The sequence below is a fragment of the Paenibacillus sp. 4624 genome (genome assembly GCF_050435065.1).
GTDB classification, from domain to species: domain Bacteria; phylum Bacillota; class Bacilli; order Paenibacillales; family Paenibacillaceae; genus Paenibacillus; species Paenibacillus amylolyticus_D.
The window spans coordinates 73,866-95,892 of sequence record NZ_JBNDJR010000013.1; the positions used below are offsets into that span (position 1 = coordinate 73,866).

The 22,027-nt window shown below is 41.0% G+C and carries 11 protein-coding genes; 4 read left to right on the plus strand and 7 right to left on the minus strand.

The window, feature by feature from the left end; genetic code table 11:
• Positions 1-44: 44 nt before the first annotated feature.
• The 4 genes from ABIE27_RS25565 to ABIE27_RS25580 are packed head-to-tail and all read left to right on the plus strand — an operon-like array spanning position 45 to position 2,840.
• On the plus strand, positions 45-965 hold the full coding sequence (locus ABIE27_RS25565) for an ATP-binding cassette domain-containing protein (RefSeq protein WP_429351846.1): 921 nt from the start codon (positions 45-47) through the stop codon (positions 963-965).
• Positions 965-1,714, plus strand: a complete 750-nt coding sequence (locus tag ABIE27_RS25570; RefSeq protein WP_123065510.1) for an ABC transporter permease — start codon at positions 965-967, stop codon at positions 1,712-1,714. The genes ABIE27_RS25565 and ABIE27_RS25570 overlap by 1 nt, the downstream gene beginning before the upstream one ends.
• A gap of 12 nt (positions 1,715-1,726) precedes the next feature.
• Positions 1,727-2,458 (plus strand): ABC transporter permease, encoded by a 732-nt coding sequence (locus ABIE27_RS25575; RefSeq protein WP_123065509.1) that lies wholly within the window; start codon positions 1,727-1,729, stop codon positions 2,456-2,458.
• A 28-nt stretch (positions 2,459-2,486) separates the two neighbouring features.
• Positions 2,487-2,840, plus strand: coding sequence for a YxeA family protein (locus ABIE27_RS25580; protein WP_123065508.1), 354 nt, complete (start codon positions 2,487-2,489; stop codon positions 2,838-2,840).
• A gap of 128 nt (positions 2,841-2,968) precedes the next feature.
• Here ABIE27_RS25580 and ABIE27_RS25585 read toward each other — a convergent pair whose 3' ends face one another.
• The 7 genes from ABIE27_RS25585 to ABIE27_RS25615 form a co-directional block, all read right to left on the minus strand.
• The gene (locus ABIE27_RS25585) at positions 2,969-4,225 is read right to left on the minus strand and encodes a DUF445 domain-containing protein (protein WP_429351847.1); all 1,257 of its coding nucleotides are present in this window, start codon (positions 4,223-4,225) and stop codon (positions 2,969-2,971) included.
• Positions 4,226-4,522: 297 nt separating this feature from the next.
• The gene (locus ABIE27_RS25590; RefSeq protein ID WP_123065506.1) at positions 4,523-5,476 is read right to left on the minus strand and encodes an NAD-dependent epimerase/dehydratase family protein; all 954 of its coding nucleotides are present in this window, start codon (positions 5,474-5,476) and stop codon (positions 4,523-4,525) included.
• A 166-nt stretch (positions 5,477-5,642) separates the two neighbouring features.
• Complete coding sequence (locus ABIE27_RS25595) at positions 5,643-5,921, minus strand: 2TM domain-containing protein (protein ID WP_123065505.1); 279 nt, start codon at positions 5,919-5,921, stop codon at positions 5,643-5,645.
• 66 nt (positions 5,922-5,987) lie between these two features.
• On the minus strand, positions 5,988-9,014 hold the full coding sequence (locus ABIE27_RS25600; protein ID WP_429351848.1) for an efflux RND transporter permease subunit: 3,027 nt from the start codon (positions 9,012-9,014) through the stop codon (positions 5,988-5,990).
• Between the two features lie 16 nt (positions 9,015-9,030).
• The gene (locus ABIE27_RS25605; RefSeq protein ID WP_151458093.1) at positions 9,031-9,807 is read right to left on the minus strand and encodes a thioesterase II family protein; all 777 of its coding nucleotides are present in this window, start codon (positions 9,805-9,807) and stop codon (positions 9,031-9,033) included.
• A gap of 51 nt (positions 9,808-9,858) precedes the next feature.
• The gene (locus tag ABIE27_RS25610; RefSeq protein WP_429351849.1) at positions 9,859-16,359 is read right to left on the minus strand and encodes an amino acid adenylation domain-containing protein; all 6,501 of its coding nucleotides are present in this window, start codon (positions 16,357-16,359) and stop codon (positions 9,859-9,861) included.
• A complete protein-coding gene (locus ABIE27_RS25615; RefSeq protein WP_123065501.1) occupies positions 16,343-21,922 on the minus strand; it encodes a type I polyketide synthase in 5,580 nt (1,859 codons plus the stop codon). Before ABIE27_RS25615 ends, ABIE27_RS25610 begins: the two co-directional genes overlap by 17 nt.
• Between the last annotated feature and the right edge of the window lie 105 nt (positions 21,923-22,027).

Consider the following 22,027-nt stretch of genomic DNA (forward strand, 5'->3'; position numbering starts at 1 on the left):
ATATTGAACTTAACAGAGATCACCGTGAAATGGAGATGAAATCAATGATAAACACTTCCCCCATTGTCGAAACGCATAATCTGTCCAAATCATACGGCGGTATGAATCGTGTGCATCAAGTGAATTTGTCGGTCGAGAAGGGGCAGATTTTTGGATTTCTAGGCCCGAACGGAGCAGGAAAAACGACCACGTTAAAAATGTTGCTAGGGTTGATCAAACCTAGTGAAGGTACGGTCAAGGTCTTTGGGAAAGACCTGACCACACATCGACCTGCCATTCTGAGCCAAACCGGTTCATTGATTGAATCCCCCTCGTATTATGGTCACTTGACCGGTCTTGAAAATATGAAGGTGATGCAGCGGCTGCGAAATGTACCAAGCAAAAATATCGATGAAGCCTTAAAAATTGTAAGACTGGAAAATCAGAAACATAAACAGGCCGATCAGTATTCACTCGGTATGAAACAACGGCTGGGCATTGCCATGGCTTTACTTGCTTTTCCCAACTTGCTTGTTCTGGATGAACCTACGAATGGGCTTGACCCTGCCGGTATCGGTGAAATCAGAGAATTGATCAAGTCCCTGCCTGGTCAATATGGCATCACCGTTCTGCTCTCCAGCCATTTGTTATCCGAGATCGAACAGATCGCGACCTCCGTGGGCATTATCAGTGATGGCAAATTGTTGTTTCAAGGTACCATGCAGAGTCTTCAGGCTAATAATCAGGCCACGATCCGTTTTCAGACCCCCGAGCCGGCAAAAGCAGAAAAGCTTCTATTAACGCATGGCTACATGCCACAAGTTCATGGAAATCAGCTCATATTTAAGTATCTTCGCGACGAAGAAGTATCGAAGCTGAATAAAGCGCTTGTGGAACAGAGCATTCCGGTCACTCGCATTGAGGAGCACAAAAAGAGTCTGGAAGACATTTTCCTTGACCTGACTGGAAAGGAGAGAAGCCTGTAATGAAAGCTCTATCTCTGGAGTATTACAAAATCCGGCGCAAAAAGATTTGGATCATGATTACCCTGTTCCTTGCTGCAGAGATGATCTGGGCCGCCATGTCCATGAGCATATCGATCTCTCGAAGCGCGAGTAATGCCAGCTGGGAAGCACTCATCTTCAGCATCGCTTCGATGAATGGTCTGTTTCTGCCAATCATTTCGGCGATCGTGGTGTCCCGCATCTGTGATATGGAGCATAAGGGAAACACATGGAAGATGTTAATGGCAACCAATACGGGACGAAATCATGTGTACACCGCCAAATATATTTGTGCAAACAGTCTGATCCTGTATGGCATCATAGCGCAGGCCGTTTTTATCGTGGGCTTTGGTCTATTCAAAAACATTTCTGGTTCCATCCCACTCTCCCTGCTTGTGCAATTTGTTGTTGGGACGTTATTAACTACACTTGCCATTACAGCACTCCAGCAATGGTTGTCGCTGACCGTCCGTAATCAGGCGTTTGCTTTGTGTCTGGGCATGCTGGGAGGATTCATTGGAACCACATCCGGTTTGTTCCCAGCCGCAATTCGTCACTTGTTTATCTGGTCTTATTATCTGGATTTGAACCCGGTCACTTACATTTACAGCGCATCTTCAGGGACCTATGTATCTGGAATGTTGCCCGTCGGCCTATTGTTAGCGGCCCTGTGCATGACGATCATCTTCTATCTTGCTGGCAATTTTCATGCCTCGAGACAAGAAATCTAAGGAGGGAACTATATGCTGAGGAGTATTTCTGCCGAATGGCTTAAACTTCGGCGTTCCCGGATCGGTCTGGTACTGGCAATCCTGCCTATTATCAGCCTGCTCATCGGATGTTTTAACTTTTATTTTAATCAGGCCGCTTTGCAAAATGGGTGGTTCAGCTTGTGGACACAGGTCAGTTTATTTTACGGGGAATTCTTTCTGCCTATTCTGATCGCCATCTGTTGTGCCTTTGTATGCCGTCTGGAGCATAGCAACCGCAACTGGAACATGGTTCTGGCTTCGCCGTTAAGTGTCACCAGTCTGTTTGTTGCCAAATTGGTCATTGTTGGTCTATTAATCTTTTTCGCACAAGCCTTTTTCATGCTGATGTATTGGGCAGCGGGCAAGATGTTCAATATTCCGGGCGAGTTTCCAACAGAAATCCTGGTCTGGAGCCTACGAGGGTGGTTTGCTTCTCTTTCCATCGCCTCACTTCAACTTGGGTTATCCATTCGGATACGCAGTTTTGCTACACCTATCGGTATCAGCCTGTGCGCAGTCTTTTTTGGATTAGGCATGTATGTATTGAAGATTGGCATGTTATTCCCGTTTTCCCTGCTCACGATCGGTATGGGTGTGCTTAGTCAGAAAGGGCTGACTACCTCAGAGAATATGGTATTTCTATTGATGAACAGCTTGTTCATTCTTCTATTCGCCATCTGGTCGATTCGCCGCCTGAAATACAAAGATATTGCATCATCCTGAATTCCAATCTGCAAAGGAGTGCACTATGATGAAAAAATCACTCAGTATTCTCGCATTAGTGCTTGTGATTCTGACCTGCCTGTGGCTTATTTTCATGGACCCGGCTAAACTGACACCTGATAATCCGGCAGGCAAAACAACCTATTATACGGTTGTGAATCAGACTGAAGTAAACAAGGATGAAAATGGACGATACAGCTACGAACTAGTCGGTTATACGGATGAGGGGAAATCCAAAACATTGAACTTTTCTACCGGAAAATTACTCAAAAGTGGTGCATATTTGAAGCTCTATGTTGCCTCAATACGTGGTGTAACGCACTGGGAAGAAGTTACGGCAGATGAACTGCCCGCACAAGCAAAGCAGCTAACTTCCAAATAATCCACCTCTCATCCCAAGCCAACGACAAAATAACAAACCACATCATTACGATGACACTAAAAAAAGAGCCTGCTCTACAAACGAGCGGCTCTTCTTGTTTTCCGGCAAGATCAGCCCGGCCTTCTCTGTTATTCCAGCACCATCCGCAGTGCGGTCAGTACAATCCCGATAATAAATCCGGTCACTGCACCGTTAATCCGAATCCATTGCAGATCCTGGCCCACCTTATCTTCAATCAGCGAGATGAGTGAAGCATTATCCATTTTATCTACATTTTCACGCACGAGATTTCCGATTTTGGAGTGATTTTTCTCCAGCAGTGTGGTGACACCTTCTACAATCTTGCCATTCATGCTTGTCATTAACGCATCATCTGCACGCAGATCTGCTAGAACCTTCTCTATCGCAGGCAGCGCATACGTATCTACGTAACGACCATCCTCCATCGCCACCAGTGCTTTATCCCGCAGCTCTGTGAGTTTGTTGAGTACAGTCTCCTCAGCGTCCCAGCCATCCAGCAGGTTATTTTTCCATCCGTTCAGGCCATCCTGAACAGCTTCGCTCACCGCAAGTCGCATGGCCTGTGTGCGCAGGGTGCTCAGTACTTTGTAACGAAGTGCACTGCCTTCCCGTTTCATATCCTCTACCCGGTCAAAAAGATATCCTTGAATAATGCCGCCCAGACGGTCTTCATTCAAATACCCCATGAACGCATTCATCGCAAACTGCATGAGTCCATTCATCTGGATACCACTAATGGCTTTCATGCCACTTTCACCCAGAAACAGAATCGTTTCCGGTTTGACCAGCCACTCCTCCGCCTGTTTCAACGCATAATCCAAAGCCTGGGCATCATACCCTCGCTCCGTTACCTGTACAGCGGCCCGTTCGAGAATCGGCCCCAAGTCAAAAGCTCCCGCCTGTGACTTGATCTCTTTGGCAACCATCGGAGCGATCTGCTCCAGCGGAAGCCCGGCCAAAATACGTTTACACAGCGTATCGATCATGGTTTTGATGCCATCACTATACAGCTCCCGCCCCAATGTATCCAGCACAATCTCAGCTGCTTTGAAGCCAGCAATTTTTTCCGTAATGCTATCCTTGTTGAGCAGATTATTCTCCACAGCGGAGACCAGACCTTCCGTCATCTTATCCCGGTTCTTCGGCAGTAACGCCGTATGGGGAATCGGAATACCTAGTGGATGGCGGAATAGCGCAGTTACCGCGAACCAGTCCGCCAGTCCACCCACAAGTCCTGCTTCAAACGAACCTACCAGCAGTTTACCTACCGGCACTCCCTGGAAGGGCAATGATGCTGCAAAACCCGCTCCCATAATAACGAGAGACCAGGCTGCTGCCGTTTTGGTTTGTTTAGGTTTAGCCATGATTATCTTGCTCCTTTATTGTTAATCGCACGACCGGGCTTGTCATACGGCTTAGCCGTGCTTTATTGGGTTAGATTATGTAAAAGCATACGACTTCATGGTTTGGATAAGATTCCTCCTAGAGTAACCTTCCAATAATCATGATCAAGATCCACTATTCATGCTACACCTCGTTCGGTTTTCGTATATCTCATCTTATCACCCACAAACGTCAAAACCAAACCTTCATTTTTATCCCCGATAAAATCGAAGAACCCCTCTATAGATATAGAAGGGTCGTGTAATACACTGAACATACTATCTTGCAGAGGCTCTTTGTTCAAACCATGCTAATGTCTCTAATATGGCCTCGTCATGTGAAGTTACATTCTTCTTAAATTTTCTTTCGTATTTTTCTGTATCTACAACAAAAGGAGCTTCATACAGATATAACATTTCTTTGAGCTCCTTCATATCAGAATTGAAAAAGGACATCACGTTCACAAAAAATTTAGGGGCTACACGAAACTTCGGCTCCTGATGTTTCAATCTATAGATACGCGTGATTATATCCCTTGTCGTCGTTGTCTCTGCACCCGGGATGTGCCATATCTGTCCATATGACTCGTTGTCCTCTGCCAACTCCACAAGTCCCTTTGCAAAATCCTTAATGTAAATATAAGTATGAGGCAAATCTATATTTCCTAGCACCTCTGAAGGCTTACCATTAAGGACAGCTCCAAAGACACGTTCCCCCAGAGCAGAATCCAACACTCCTGGACCGTAAAAGTCCGATGCTCTACCTATCACAGCTTTCACTTTTCCTTTGTTATGTGCATCCATTAATGTCTCTGCCATTTTAGCACGAGTCACGCCTTTACGTCCTGTAGCTCGATTAGGTAAGTCCTCAGATATTTGGGATTGCGTCTGTCCATACATGTACAAGTTATCTGCATATACAACTCTCGCATTCTCAGTTTGAGCTGCATGTATCACTCCATCCATAATTGGCGGAAACTTCTCAGGCCATTCCTTATATGGAGCCTTGGCACAATGATAGATCACAGAAGCCCCCGAACAAGCCTCGCTGAACTCTAATTCATCGGTCGCATCTCCTCTAACTACTTCTACATTAGCCGATGAATCAATCTCGCCACTTCGGTTAACCATTCGCACTTTCTTGTTTCTTAATAATAACTGTTCCATGACTGCCATCCCTAATGGTCCTGTACCTACTACAACGTGCAATTCGCTCGTTTCCGTTATCAACAACTCCCTTTATCCATAATTATGTATTCTATACAAATTATATACATCACTCACACCTAAGTAAATATATAGAAATAGTTACATCTAAATCTTATTTTTTGTGACAGTCCTTCATAAAAAAACTAGACCCACTATCATTTATGCATTAGTGAGCCCAGTTTACCCATAATTACTTTTTATTCATGTACTTTTCTATTTTTTTCTTCTCCCATTCAGCACCAAATATAGATCCACCACCCCAGACGGTAAACCCATGTGCGATCACTCCAATTCCCCATCCCAACAACGTATATATAAACCATATGCTATCCGGATAAAATACTAGGTTATATATTATTAATCCAGTATTCACCAGAATATATACCACCAGATGAATATAAAAATCCTTAAGGGCTTTAACCCGTTTTAGTGCCTGTTCATACTCTTCATTATTTTTTTCCAAAGTTATACCTACCTTCTCAAATTTATAGGGACGTTGCTTACAAGCAAAATAGACTTCACTGAAGGCCTGAGATTACTTCGTTTCACTTCGTAATTTTCGATAATGGAACACCTCATAAAGAGTGGGGATAATAAACAACGTAAGAATAGTCGATGTAATTAATCCACCAATGACCACGACAGCCAATCCTTTGGAAACCAGAGAACCACCTTCGCCTACACCAATGACAAGCGGCAATAACGCTGCAATCGTAGTGACTGTAGTAATGATTATTGGACGAACTCGCACTTTACTCGAATGAATTAAAGCTTCACGAATGGTTAAGCCTGACGCGCGTTCTTGTTGAACTCGATCTACCAGTACGATAGCATTAGTCACAACAATACCAATAAGCATTAACAAACCAATTAAACTAGCTATAGAGATCGGCTGGCCTGCCAGTACAGTACCAAGTATCGCTCCGGTAAAAGCTAAAGGAAACGAGAACAAAATCGTAAAAGGTATTTTCCCCCCTCCAAATGTTACTACCATAGCCATATACACAAGTCCTACAGCAATAATGATAGCGAGTACCATATCTGTAATCATTTCTTCAACCTGTTTACTACTTCCTCCTTGCACAAGATCTACATTATCCGGAAACTGGATCAAGCTTAGTTTTTCTTTAATCTTTGAATTAATCTCACTGCTATTTTCAGCAATAATCTGCCCTGTAATTACAGAAAATTGCTCATCATTTTGGTATTGAATTAATCCCAGATGTTCAACTTCCTTAATATCAGCAATTTCTTTTGCTGTAATCCATTGACCAGTCGGTGATAGAATAGGAAGATTTCTTAACTCATTTATGGAGTAATTCTTTTTGTCATACTGTACAACAATATCAGAAGCATTCTCTTGATTCCCCAGTTTGCCCACAGTATTTTGAGAGAAAATGGGATTAATCAATTCCCATGCCTGTCCGGTTGTAAGCCCATATTTCAATGCATCCTCTGCGCGAATGTTGATGTCAACCGCTTTGGTGTAATCAGAAATACTACCTGCGATATTTGCTGTTCCTTCAATTCCTTCTAACGCAGCAATGACTTGTTCAGTCGAGGATTTGATATCCTTCAAATCTGACCCGTTAATTACAATTGAAATATCAGGCCCTTGGGGTCCATCGATAATCTCTCTAATCTCTAAATTATTTCCGCTGACATACTCTTTTAATTGATCTTTCGTATTCGCAATAAAGCTCTGAATGTCTGTATCATTTTGGAGCGCAATAAACCATTCGGCCTTATTACCAGTGCTGGCTAAATACGTATTAGGATCAAGTTCACCTGGAAGTGAACCAGAGGTTACAACGGCTTTTTTCACATCTGATGACTGGTTAATCAAAGTATCAATTTCCTGTGCTTTCGAGTCTACTTCAGGAAGGCTCACACCTTTGGGAAGGTTATATATTAACTTAATATATTTACCACTCTTTTGCGGAAAAAATGTAATTTCTGTTAATTTCACCAAAGGAATACTAAGTAAAATGAATACTAGAGCTCCAATAAGCACAGTTTTTTTGTGCGTAATGAACCACTTAAGACATCTGACATAACTTCTAATAAGGAGCCCCTCTTCTTTGTGTTGCTCAACTTTAGCGTTTCGAAGAAGTACAAAGCTCAACATAGGTACTACTGTTAGCGAAACTATTAAAGAAGCAACCAGAGCGACAATGACACTTAACGAGAACGGAGCAAATATTTTGCCAATATATCCGCTGACCACACTTAGCGGTAAGAAAACAGCAACAGTTGTAACCGTCGAGGCTGTAACTGCCTTACCAACTTCCTTTGTAGCTTCAACGACAAGATCTTTCGTTATTTTCTCGTTTCTAGATCTTCTTATTATATTTTCAATCACAACAATACTATCATCAACAACTCTACCAATAGCAACGGTTATACCACCAAGAGTTAACACATTCATCGTAATATCCGTAAAGTACTTCAGAAAAGCTAATGTGATCAATATCGACAATGGAATAGAAACAATCGCGATTAACGTAGCCCTTGCATTTCTTAGGAAAATAAATATAAATAATGAAGCAAATATAGCAGCAAGTATGGCTTCACGAGTTAATCCACCAACCGACTTTCTTACATCCGTTGCACTGTCATAGATAATTTCCATTTTAACTTTACCTGAGTCAAATTCATCGGAAATTTTTTGTATTTGATCAGATATTTCAACAACATTCGCATTGGCATCTTTCATAATGTGTATCAAGCTGCCCGTTGCCCCACCCTGTCTAGTGATTGTGTCTTGTTGAGCAAAACCTTCACTTATCACTGCTACATCGCTAAGTCTTAATTGCCCTGAGGGTTCAAGTGCAAATTTTTTCAATTCTTCGATAGTATCAAAATTACCGCTTATCTGTATCTCTGTCGAAGAGTTATTTAACATAATGGTGCCAAATGGAATTGTTGTGTTGGTTGCCCTCAGTAACTGGATCACTTGTTGGGGAGCAATTTTATTAGCTTCTAACTTAATGGGATCAAGCTTGACGTAAACATTTTTAGATGCGAGCCCATACACTTTTAATTGACTTATACCACTAACATTCTCTAATTTAGGCATTAACTCATCTGCTATGACTTGTTGAAACTCACTGTCCTGAATATCATTTTGCTTACTGAGAGACAGATACATAATCGGCTTATCATCAATCGTAAATTTACTGGTCTGTGGTTTGTCTGCGCCAGCCGGAAGAGTAACCGACCTTAACACTTCCTCAACCTGCTTCAGCTTTTCATTCATATCCTCTTTAAATCCAAATTCCATCGTTATATCAGAAAAATTTGCTGCAGAGGTGGATTGAGATACCTTTATACCCTCAACGTTTTTTAACGCACGATTGATAGGTACTGTGATTTCATTTTGTACCTCTTGTGAAGATGCCCCGCCATATACTGTAGTCACGTGTAAGTATGGTATCTCAACATATGGTAGAGACTCCTGTTTATATCGAGGGACAGAATAAATCCCAGCAACAACAATCAAAATAATTACAATACATATGGCAACCGGATTATTGACACTAAATCTTGAAAGAAAGGACATGGCTCTACTCCTCTTATTACGATTGTTTGACACTAGACAACACAATTTTCCTCATTACCTTATAAATCTCAGAAACAAGTAACTCCTCTGAGCTATGTAAAAAGAAATGATCACCTGGCAGGAACTTCGCATGAAATTCTGACATCGTATGCTTTTCCCATGCTTTAATACTATCTTCACTGATCTCAGGATCTCTTGTTCCACCAAAAGCATATACTGGGATGTTTAATAAGGGATAATCTTGATAACTGTAACATTCGCATAATTCAAGATCTGCCTTGATCGTTGGCAGTGAAAGTTTAACCAGTTCAGGCTCGTTAAAAAACCAGTCAGGAGTCCCGTTTAATTCTTTTAACCTCATCAATAATTCATCATCGGGCAAATTATAATATATAGAATTATCTTTTCTAGGTAGATAGGGAGCACGATGAGCAGAAACGAACAGCGCCTCCGGCTCGATCTGATGATGTTTTTTTAGATATTGCGTAAATTCGAAGGCCAATAACGCACCCATACTGTGACCAAAAAAAACGAATGGTATCCCCTTTGCAAAATCAAGAAAACATTCACCTAACTTCTCCATTATTACAGGGAGCGAGGAGATTGGAGACTCCAGCAAACGGTCACCTCTTCCAGGAAGCTGGATACAGCAAACCTCAATATCTTCTGGGAAATAATCTCCCCAGTCTTTGTAAGCAATGGCATTCCCCCCGGCGTAGGGGAAACAAAAAATACGAAGCCGGGGGGTTGCTACAGGATAGAAACTTACAATCCATGAATTATACTTTTTCATAGAAACTCTATTCAAAAATCAGCAGCCCCTTCTGTGGAGAATTTAACTATTTTATTTTTCAATGCCATATTTCTGGTTCAAACATATAGCAAGCTTCTCTATTGTCGGGTTCTGTAATAGTTCTCCCACAAGCAAATCAATACTATAGTATTCTCTTAACTTCGTAAGAAGCTTGACTAATTGTAGCGAATCCCCTCCTAACTCATAAAAAGTATCTCTTACCCCAGGAAGAGGGAGCTGGAGTATATTGGATATCATTGCGGCAATACTTTTTTCCAACGCTGTAGAAGGAGCCTGATAGTTATTGATTATGTGCAACTTCCAGTCTACTCCGTCCCTCAGAGAATCATAATCAATCTTGTTATTTGCATTAAGTGGATACGATTCTACCCTTACAAAAGCTACAGGGATCATATATTTCGGCAATTTCAACGCCAAAAAGCTTCTTAATTCATCACTAATATTGTTGGGATTTTCAGTTGCTCGATAGTAGGCTACTAACTTCTGATAAGCTTTTGGCTCACCCACTGATAATACAACCGCATCATCTACTAAAGGATGTTTTAGCAGTTGATAACATATCTCATTGGGATTTATTCGATATCCTTGAATTTTCAGTTGCATATCTGCTCTACCCAGAAATTCAACATTTCCATCCGGTAAGTATCTTCCTAAATCTCCCGTTCGATAGATGTGCTCATTGGCGTGATAAAGAAAACTCGACTTGGTTGCTTCCTCATTTTTGAAGTACCCTTTAGCCAACCCGACTCCTCCGATATAGATTTGTCCTGTGACCCAGTCAGGGCAGGGTTCAAGTGCATCACTTAACACATAAATTTTCTGTCCCGATAGCGCTTTCCCATAGGGTATGCTTTTCCAATCTGGCTCCACTTCATTAATTCTGTAGAAGATTGACCATATTGAAGCTTCTGTTGCTCCCCCCAAACTGACAATATCCTCCACTTTTGATACAGATCTAATTTGACTTGGTAAAGATAGAGGAATCCAGTCGCCACTAAGCAACGTTAATCGCAGTGTCGTTGAACTTTTATTGTGGTTTCTTAAATGCTCCACATACATCGCCATTAGCGAAGGCACAGAGTTCCAGATGGTCACTCCGTTTTGTTTTATGGTATCTTCCCAATGTGCTGGCTCCAGTAGCCTATGATGATCTGGAATGATGATTGTAGCCCCTGCTGCCAAGCTTCCAAAAATATCATACACAGAGAGATCAAAGTGAAATGCTGATAGAGCAAGCACCTTATCGTTATGATCTACGGCAAATCTTCTGTTAACATCCATAATCGTATTAACAGCCCCTGCATGATCGATCATTACACCTTTTGGTTTACCAGAAGTGCCTGATGTAAAGATGGTATACGCAAGGTCACTTGAAGCCTGCACCGAATCTAGAGGTTCATCCGACCAACTTTTTAGCGATTCTTCACTAATAGCCACTGCAAAAACACTAGGTAAGTTCCGTAGTTTTTCCAATAGTTCATTCGTAGTTAGGACATATTTTATATCTGTGAATTCAAATAATTCTCTCAATCTTTCTTCAGGGAGATCTGGATCAATCGGCAAATAAGCTGCACCAGCTTGCATAACCCCCAGAACGCCTGCGACTTGCTCCCAGCCCTTATTCATGTATATTGCCACCAGATGATTCGGCAGAATGTCATACGAACGAAGCTGTCTACCAATCTGATTCGATATTCTAAAAAGTTCATCATAGGTCAGTATGTTATGAGAACTAATAATGGCAGGATGATTAGGATAAATAAGTGCACTCTTATTAAATAATGTGTGTAATAGCTCAGCGCATTGCAACTGCTGTTGGGGATCAGTTTCGTTCCTTCTTTCTAATTGCTTCATAGGAACTAATGGAATACACCGCTGGTTCCAGACTTCGTCATTTTCTGCAAGCCGCTTCACTAACGACCAGAATACATGAAACATTTCCTTAATAAAGCCTGGGGGGTACATTTCTTCTACGACATCCCAGTTGCAATAGAGACCATTACGATCATCCCATACTCCACAATCCAGCCAAACTTGTGAAGTTTGGGTTACTCCCAAGCTTTCTACAGGTTTGATAGGGAAAGGCATCTCTTTCTCGTCCGGGATTGGAACGACAAGGGCACTGGTAAACACTACAGGCATCTTTGCTTGATTGCCTCCGCCATGAATAGCATTCAACTCTCTGATTAAATCTACGCCACTAATGTAATTGTTCTCGAGATCATTCCATAAATGGTTTTGAATTTGTCTAGCACGCTCAATGAAAGTGGATGTTCTATTGTTTTTCACCTCAAATAATAGAACCGAAGTAAATTCTCCAACAATTTGATTAATTTGAGCATGAGATGAATTTCGATTTAAAAAGGTTAGATTCAATGAGAAATCAGGATTCTTACTCCATTTTCGAATGACCTCTGCAAAAGCAGTTAATAAGATCCCTGTTGTTGTGATACCAATTTTCATTGCTTTGGTTTTCAAGCGAGTCCATGATTCAATGTCCAGTTTTTCATGGTAGCGAACAAATTTAGGTTTTATAATCTCTGTCGGATTTCGTGATAAGGGTAGTTCAGGTGACGGAGGCATTGTAGGTACTCGAGTTTTCCAGTACTCAAAAGCTTCCTTGTATTGCTTTGACTTCTTAAATTCTTGTTGAGCCATCACATAATCCCGGAATGAAATTTCTAAAGGACTAAGTTCCGATTCTTTCCCTGTATATATCAAAACAAGTTCTCTCATTAATATAACAAAACTCCATACATCCCACATTATGGCATCTGTACTAAAATGAATCTGTGACTTTTGATCTTCCAACAAAGTGATCCGAATATCAAAAACAGGCCATTGATGTGGATTCAACATTTGATGCGACATTTCTTGTCTCGTTGTATCAATTGAATTTTTAATTTCTTCTTGTTTTTTACCTCGAAGATCTGTAACTTTCACTTGGTAGAACGGAACTTCTGAAAGAACCTTCTGCATCCCTTCGGATGTAACTACAGTTCTTAACATGTCATGGCGCTTGATTAACACATTCCAAGCATTCTCAAATTTCTCTATATCCAGAAATTGCGCTTCATACTCATCATAGCTATGTGTGGAAACATTTCCGAGTTCGTAACTTTCGTTGCGACCGATCCAATAGGCATGTTGAATGTCAGTAAGCGGGAAAGGCTTATATTTATTTATAGGATCAGCATGGATCATAAGCATTAAATCTGTATTTGTCTTACTTATATTTGTCGAATGACTATTAAGAAGTGATGCTACCGTCTCCGCAAGCCCTTCTACAGTAGGGGCTTGAAATAAAGCTTGCAAGGGTAGTTCAACCTGAGTAGCCTTACGGATCTGGGCAACAATCTTCATAGCCAACAAGGAATATCCGCCAAGCTCGAAGAAGTCATCTTGAATGCCAACTCGCGAAACCCCAAAAACATCCTTCCAGATTCCACTTATGATTTCTTCTAGTTCTGTTCGAGGTTGCACATACATTGTATCTACACTCATATCAAAAACAGTTGGCGTTGGAAGAAGTAATCTATTTACCTTCCCATTACTTGTTAATGGGAATTCTTCTAACACAACAACAGAAGAGGGTACCATGTAATCAGGCAATTGTTTTTTCAAATAGTCTCGTACATCTTTACTCGTGGCGACCGCTTCTTTTCCACAAATTATATATCCAACCAGATATTTTAATTCATGTTTATCCTCTTTGACAACGACCACACATTGGCTGACACCTGGTACATGTAGAATATTTTTTTCGATCTCGCTAATCTCGATTCTATACCCACGTATTTTCACCTGGAAATCAGAACGTCCTACTAATTCAATATTCCCATCAGCTAGATATCTGGCTAAATCACCAGTTTTGTAAACAGACAATGTTTGTCTGATTCCTGTGGAAATTGTCAAGAAACGTTCTTTGCTTAAGTTAGACTTATGGATATAGCCTTTTGCTACCCCATCACCAGCAATGTATAATTCACCAGTAATACCAATCGGGACCTCTTGTCTATGTCTGTCTAGAATAAGTAATTGTGTATTGGGAAATGGCTTCCCTATCGGAACAGTCTCATTAAAATGAGCAGAATCGTTCTGATACTCATAATAAGAGCTGTCTATTGTAGCTTCTGTTAGCCCATAGGAACTAATCAATCGAGCATCATTCGCACAGAAACTCCTTAATTTAGAATACTCCTCCATGGTCCATGTATCCGAACCAACAATGATTAACTTCATAAAGTCAAGATCTTGATTACTCTCATCAAGGTATTGCATAAGCCCTCTGATCACTGCGGGTACAAACTCTGCACAATCTACTTTTTCTTGATAGAGCAATTTATACAATCTAGAGGGTTCCAACAACAAATCAGAAGGGCATAAAACTAATTTTGAACCCGACCCAAGGGCTCTGACCACATCACCTACAAATACATCAAAGGATAAACTGGCCATTTGTAAATGAGAAGTCGTTTCAGTAGATAAACGATATTCGTGTTCCCAACCCCGATAAGCATGAATTAGATTACGATGAGTCACCATCGTGCCTTTAGGCAGCCCAGTAGAACCAGATGTGTATATCACATAAGCAAGATCATCGCCTGAAACCATACGAGTACAACTGTTAGTTGATATTTGTAAAACCGCTTCTTCAATCAAGACTTTCTCTACATCGCAAGAGCCGAAATCTAGGCAACTAACATCATTTCTCGTGACCACGAGTTCCATCTTTGAATCCACCACCATGTGTTCTAAACGACTGGTAGGATACGAAGGATCCATGGGTAGAAAAGCCGCTCCCGCTTTAAGAATCCCCATGACAGCAACAATGAATTCTATGGACTTAGGTAGACATATACCGATTACACTTCCAGCCTCCACTGGTTTATCGATTAGATATGTGGACAGTTTGCTGGAACGTTCATGTAATTCACGATAAGTAACTTGTTCACCATTAAAACTTAAAGCAATGGAATCCCCTTTATACATAGCGTTTTTCTCAAACAATGTACAAAAATTATCATTCTCCGAATAATTAATCGTAGTACCTTGCCAAAACTTAAGTTTATTTATCTCCTCAGGAGTTAGATATGTAAATTGCCCCAGAAGAGCATCAGGATCGGCTGAGATTCTCTCCAACAAAATCTCAAAATGACTAGCCATACGTTTCATAAACGAGAAATCAAACAGATCAGTATTGTATTCAAAGATACATTTAGGTGGATATTGATTCCCACCATCCAAAATGTCTAGTGATAAGTCAAACTTTGAAGTACCTCCATCAATAGGCTGATAGTTCATTAGAACATGATCTAGCTGAAAATTGGGCACTGCCTTTTGATATGTAAAAAGCACCTGACACAATGAATTCATACTTGCACTTCGATTAGGCTGCACCGCCTGAACAATATCCTCAAAAGGTATATCCTGATTAGAAAATGCTTCTAAAGAGTTCATCTTGATTGTTCTAAGTAGCGTTCTAAAACTCATTTCTTCCGAAAAAACAGTTCGAATCGGGAGTGTGTTAACAAAAACTCCGATCAGTTGCTGAAACTGACGTTCATTTCGGCCAGAAACAGGAACACCTAATGTGATATCTGACTGCTCCGTATATCGATATAATAAGGTTTTGAATATTGCAAGGGTGACCATGAATGGTGTTGCTTCCTCAGAAACACACAAATTTTTAAGCTTCTCATTTAATTCCTTTGACAATTCCAGAACGTATGAAGCTCCATTGAAGGTTTGTAGAGAAGGACGTACATATGTAGTAGGCAATTCAAGAACGGATGCCGCCCCTTCCAAGTAATCTGACCAATATTTTAATTGTTTCTGCAAGACCTGTTCCGATTTATGATGTTTCTGCCAAGTAACATAATCTGAATATTGAACTGTCAATGGTTCCAGAGGTGAGGACAATTGTTTATTAAACGCAGTATAAAGCGCACTTAACTCCTGAAGCATCAATGTAACTGACCATCCATCAAAGATCAGATGATGCATCGTAATGACAAGATAATGCTCATCCTGATTCAGACGTATCAATAACAACCGCCACAGAACGGATGAAGAAGTTGGAGAGATCGGTTTCCCGATCTCCTCCTGTACAATTCGAGTTCTTTCTTTCCGTTGGTCATCTCTTGACATGTCCGTTAGATCTACAACCGGAATCGTTACCTCTACATTAGACAGCTGATTACGTCTAGGCTCACCTTCTGTATTAACAACGATATTTGTACGTAATATTTCATGCCTCTCTACTAATTCGTAAAAGCAACGCTCTAATATATGTGGATTCAAATCCCCCAATAACAAAAATGCAGAAGGAATATTATATGCTGCACTCTCCACATCCAATTGACTCTGAAACCAGAGGCGCTTTTGCGAAAAGGACAATGTTTCATGATCAACATCCAATTTAAGCTCTTGCACTTCAGCTTCCTGATGTAATTTTGACTGAAGCTTCAGCTTCAATAAAGCCTTTTGTTCTTCAGACAGGGCTGAAATGCGATCATTGAGATTTCCCAACTTGTTCACTCCCGGCTGCAATTTGGCTAAGCATTTCATGTAACATATCTTCTGGCAACTCTTCCATCTCAGATAATAGTTCTTCTACCGTTTGGTCAGACTGACCAGCTTGTTTTTCAATCAGCATTTCCATGATACTAATAGCCAAATCTTCAGTGGTTACTCCTCTTAAAAGATCAACTACTGCGACACTAACCTGTAACCCAGATTCGATAGCTCCTTTGAGCTCCATAGCCATCATTGAATCTAGCCCAAAAGAATTGAGCGGAGAAGACGCCTCAATACTGGATCTATTCATTCGAAGTACAGTACTTGAAACATCCAAAAGATAAGATACAAGCATTTCCAACCTTTCTTCGGGCTCAGTAACGGACATTAACTCCTCGACAAAATTTACTGTATGCTGACCTTCAGAATCAGATTGAGCTTGCAGAGCTCTATGTTTCGATACAAGAGATGCAATCAATGGCGGTACATTACCTAAAGGATAGTTTTTATCCGCAACTCTTGGCCAATCAGCTCCTAACACAGTGAACTGCGCTCGAGTCTGACATAGAATATGGTTGAGGGCTTCGAGACCTTGGCTATTGGTCATTGCAAACAATCCACGCGTGTCAAAAAAGTTAAGTAAATCCAACTGTGTTGCCATACCTGATTCAAGCCAAGGCCCCCAGTTGATACTTAATCCATGCATCCCTCGTGCTCTGCGATAATGCGCAAGTGCATCCAGGAATGAATTGCCTGCACTATAGTTTGCTTGCCCGCTCATAACCACTATAGATGCGACCGAAGAGAATAAAATAAAGAAATCGAGAGGATCATCTTTAAATTGTTCATGCAAATTCCAGCCCCCTAGCACCTTAGGGCGCAAGACATTAATGAAGTCGTGTTGCTTCATCTGATACAGTAATTGAGGTCTTGCAACTCCAGCAGCATGAATGACACCACGTATTTCCGGCCAGCCAGCTTCATTATATTCATGAACAGCACGTTCAATTTCTTCCTTATTGCATACATCAGCCTTGGCAAAATGAATCGTCGCACCCAGTTTCTCCAATTCTTTTACAGCAGCAATTCTCTTTCCCTGTACAGAGTCAGGGTCTATATCCCTCCAACTCTTACGTTCTGGAAATTCCGCTCTCCCCATCAGGATCAAGCGTCGTGCCCCATGCTCAATCATCCATTTGGAAGTCAGCAGTCCCAATCCACCGAAACCACCAGTAATAAGGTAACTCACATCGCCACGGAATTTGGCAGGAATGGAACTATTCAATGTAATATCTTCTTCCAATCGGAGGATATACCGCTGTCCCATTCTATAAGCTAGGTGATCTTCTCCATCCGTATGCCATACTTCCTCAAATAAATTGGATGAATTGTCCTCAGCTGAAGAATTATCATCCAAATCAATAATTCCTCCCCATTGATCCATATACTCCTGATGACCGATCGCTTTAGCCAATCCCCAAATCGGAGATTGAGAAATCTGACTTAGAGGAGCAGCATCCACGACCTGTTGTGCTCCTTTGGTCACCACCCATACACGAATTTTATCTTGAAGTCGATTATGTGTTATGGCCTGCATTAAATAGAGGATACCGATGCTGCCCAATTGTTCTGCTTCATTTAAAGATTCCGAATTTATCATACTGCCCTCAGAAATATCTAAGGCCCAGTTATATATTATCCCTTTTAACCGTTTGCCTTCAGAGGTTACACTTTGAAGTAAACTAACAAAATCTTCAGACCTGGAAGAATTTAAGATGAAGTTCTCACCGTTTCTCCCATAGGTTGAACCGTGACTTACACGATAACAATATTCGCCTTTCCCCTCTAATTTTTCAATGAGCATAGAACTAATAGATTGCATATCAGAAAACACGATCCATGCACCTTGCTCTTTATGATTCACAGGTGCATAATCAATTGGATTATGCCTAGGCTCCAAAATCCACTGGGTTTCATAGATACTTTGAGGTACTTTGACAGAGTTTGAAGCAGTATCATCCTTCAATGACATAGCTTCACACCCTAAAATTTCCATAATAGTCTTACCATCAGAATCCATGAGGAAGATATCACCTTTAAGTAGAGTTTCACTTTTTTCTGTGATAGATGCATATATCCACATATTGGATTTTAACGGTGCATGAAGCGCACCTTTAGAAACCCCAACAGGCATGTACACTGAAGAATTTTCGTCTTCTTGCTGAAAAGGGAGTGCAGCAGCAAGAACCTGAAAACATTGATCCAATACAGCCGGATGAATCTGGAATTTGTCCAATTCAGACTGTATACAGTCAGGCACCAAAATCTGAGCAAGTGCACAATGTTCTCCTTGCCACAACCTTTCGATCCCTTGGAAGCCTTCCCCGTACTCTAGTCCAAACTTTCTAAACTGTAAGTAGCATTTTTCTTTGAATATCTCTAACTCACACTGCTCTTTCAAACTTGCAAGCTCGTAACCAGGTTTATTTGTTCCAGCGTCTGTTCGAATTGAACCTGTGGCATGCAAAGTCCACCCTTCGGATGCCCCTAGTTTTTGGCTATAAATTTCAACTTCTGAAGTTTGCTCAACATAAATCAATCTGAGTTTAATTATTTCGGATGGAGACAAGAAGAGTGCTTTTCTAAACTTGACATCTTCACCATAGATATACCTTGTATCCCCAAATAATTCCTTAGCAGCAGCTAGCATCATTTCGACATAAGCTGCTCCCGGATAGACAATCGTACCCTGAATCTGATGATCTTCCAGAAATGGAGAGCACCACAAGTCCAATTCGTTCTCCCAAGTAGGATCAGGTGTATTCAATCTTCTTCCTAGTAAAGTATGCGAGGGGCTAATAACCCGTTCTTCTTCCGAGATTTTTGATTCCTGCCAGTAACGTTCTCTTTGCCAAGGATAAATAGGCATAGCTATCATTTCTGTTGATTCCGAATATATCGCAGGCCAGTTTATGTTATAACCTTTACTATATATTGCTCCCAATGAATCAATTAATGTCTTTCTATCATTTGCCTTTCTGCGCAAGGATGTGAATGTCTCACCCTTAGAGTTATGCAGACTCAAACATTCTTTTAAAGAACTTGCTAACACAGGATGAGGGCCAATTTCTATAAAATTCAAAATACCAGACTTGATCATATTTCCTGCAGCCTCTGCAAAAAGAACAGAGTCTCTTACGTTTTTCCACCAATATTGGGTTGAAAAATCTCCTTCACTCATTATTTTCCCAGTAACAGTGGAGTATAGCGGTGTATGCCCCTCCATAACATGGATATCTTTTAACCCACGAATCAAATCATCTTCCAATGGATCCATGTAATGACTGTGATATGGCACGTTAACATGTAAATATTTATAAAAAATCTTTTTGTTATCCAATGACTGAATAACTTTTTCCAACGATTCTGGTGTTCCTGCTAGTGTGACCGAGTTTGGACTATTAATGGCCGCTATGGATATCTGGTCCATATCATGGATCGCAATCTTTGCTTCCTCGTGGGATAAACCAACCGCTGCCATACGTCCACATCCTGTTGTTCTCTGCTGAAGATGGCTTCGGTAATAGACAACCTTGATGGCATCCTCTAAACTCAGTACACCTGCACAATATGCAGCAGCTACTTCACCAGCACTATGTCCTACGATCGCATCAGGTTCAATGCCCCATGCCTTCCATCGCTCCACAAGGCCAACCTGTAAGAGAAAGTTGGCGGGTTGAGAGACTTCCGTATCTTCCATACGGGAATGCATTTCATCCGCATTCATAGCATCAATTAAAGACCAACCTGATAATTTCATAAATAATTCATCACATTTTTTAGCAAAATTCTGAAATACCACATCTTCGTTTAATAATTCTCTTCCCATAGCCCACCATTGAGGACCCATACCTGTAAATACGAAAGCTAACGGTTGCTTATGCTTCCCATAAGAAATTGCAGAACTGATTCCATCACCAATATCTCCATTTAGAAATTGATCAATTTTCTCGTTTAAGTCATTAATGGATACAGCAGAGATAGACAATCTATGATCATGATGATTCCTTTTGCGAGCTAAACTGTATCCTATATCTTGAAGACTATATGTAGATCCGGCGAATTTTTCTTTAAAAGCAAGTACTAAATCTCTAAGTGCATCCTGGCTACGTGCCGAAATTACAATGGGACAGATCACATTTTCAGGTGTTGAATCTCCCTTATCTTTAATTATTGAATTCTTCGCATCTTGTGGCTTATCATTGTACTCTTGCAAAATCACATGAGCATTCGTTCCCCCGAAGCCAAAGGAATTGACACTCGCCATAGCTGGTTCATGTTCCCTAGTCGGCCATTCGGTCAGTTTTGTCGGTATCTTTATCCCTAATGCCTCTAAGTCAATATCCTTATTCGGATTCTCAAAATGCAGATGTGCAGGAATCTGTTTATTTTTAAGACATAGCATTGCTTTGATCAACCCTGCTATACCCGCAGCAGCTTCTGTATGTCCGATATTTGTTTTGACTGATCCTATATAACATTGTTGGCCTTCAGCCTGATTTCCAAAAATACTGCCAAGTGCATTAGCTTCAATTGGATCTCCCACTGGAGTACCCGTCCCATGAGCTTCTACATATTTTACGTTCTGAGGATTAACTCCGCTTCTGCTATAAACTTCCTGAATCAACTGCTTCTGCGAATCACCCCTTGGCACAGTAATTCCCGGTGTATTTCCATCTTGATTGCTACCAGTTCCTCGAATTACAGCATGTATAGGATCTCCATCTTTCAAAGCTTTTGATAAGGGTTTAAGTAGAATTACTCCTGCCCCCTCCCCACGAACGTAACCGTTAGCTCTTGAATCAAACGCTCTGGAGCGACCATCTGGTGACAACATCCCTGCTTTTGATTCCGCAATATAATATTCAGGTTTTACAATTACATTTACTCCCCCTGCAAACGCCATGGAGCTTTCGCCATTCCAAAGACTTTGACAGGCCAGATGTACAGCAACAAGTGAAGAAGAGCAAGCAGTATCTACTGTTAAACTAGGCCCACGAAAATCATAGACATATGAGATTCTATTGGCTAACAAAGTCATCATTGCTCCGGTAGCCGAATGTGCATCAACAAGGTGTCTGTTTGATTCTGAAAACTGTAGTAGTTTGTAGTCCAATGTAAAAGCACCAATAAACACGCCTACATCGGTACCTGCCATTTTCTCCTGAACCTGAAGCCCATCCTCCATTGCTTCCCAACAAATTTCCAGCAGCAACCTTTGTTGCGGATCCATCAAAGCCGCTTCTCTTGGAGAAATACCAAAAAAAGCAGCATCGAAATGATCCACTCTATCTAAAAATCCACCCCACTTAGATTGTGTCTTACCCATATTTTCCTTCTTAGGATTGTAGTATGTATTCTTGTTCCAACGATCCTCTGGCACTTCAGAAATAGTGTCAACTCCATCTACAAGCAACTTCCAATATGACTCAGTAGAATGCACACCACCCGGATAACGACACCCCACACCAATAATTGCAATAGGCTCATTCTTATGCTCAGCAAAACCACTCATATCACTTACCTCCATTGTTATATGAACACAGAAATATTAAATCGTGACATACTCATCAACATGCATCATGAAATGTTTTTTACGACAAACGAGATCTGAGGCAAT

Excerpts from the sequence above, each read along its gene's own strand:
- ABIE27_RS25585 (WP_429351847.1), bottom strand. The coding sequence starts at position 4,225 with ATGGCTAAACCTAAACAAACCAAAACGGCAGCAGCCTGGTCTCTCGTT.
- ABIE27_RS25570 (WP_123065510.1), top strand. The coding sequence starts at position 965 with ATGAAAGCTCTATCTCTGGAGTATTACAAAATCCGGCGCAAAAAGATT.
- ABIE27_RS25580 (WP_123065508.1), top strand. The coding sequence starts at position 2,487 with ATGAAAAAATCACTCAGTATTCTCGCATTAGTGCTTGTGATTCTGACC.
- ABIE27_RS25565 (WP_429351846.1), top strand. The coding sequence starts at position 45 with ATGATAAACACTTCCCCCATTGTCGAAACGCATAATCTGTCCAAATCA.
- ABIE27_RS25600 (WP_429351848.1), bottom strand. The coding sequence starts at position 9,014 with ATGTCCTTTCTTTCAAGATTTAGTGTCAATAATCCGGTTGCCATATGT.
- ABIE27_RS25575 (WP_123065509.1), top strand. The coding sequence starts at position 1,727 with ATGCTGAGGAGTATTTCTGCCGAATGGCTTAAACTTCGGCGTTCCCGG.
- ABIE27_RS25615 (WP_123065501.1), bottom strand. The coding sequence starts at position 21,922 with ATGAGTGGTTTTGCTGAGCATAAGAATGAGCCTATTGCAATTATTGGT.
- ABIE27_RS25605 (WP_151458093.1), bottom strand. The coding sequence starts at position 9,807 with ATGAAAAAGTATAATTCATGGATTGTAAGTTTCTATCCTGTAGCAACC.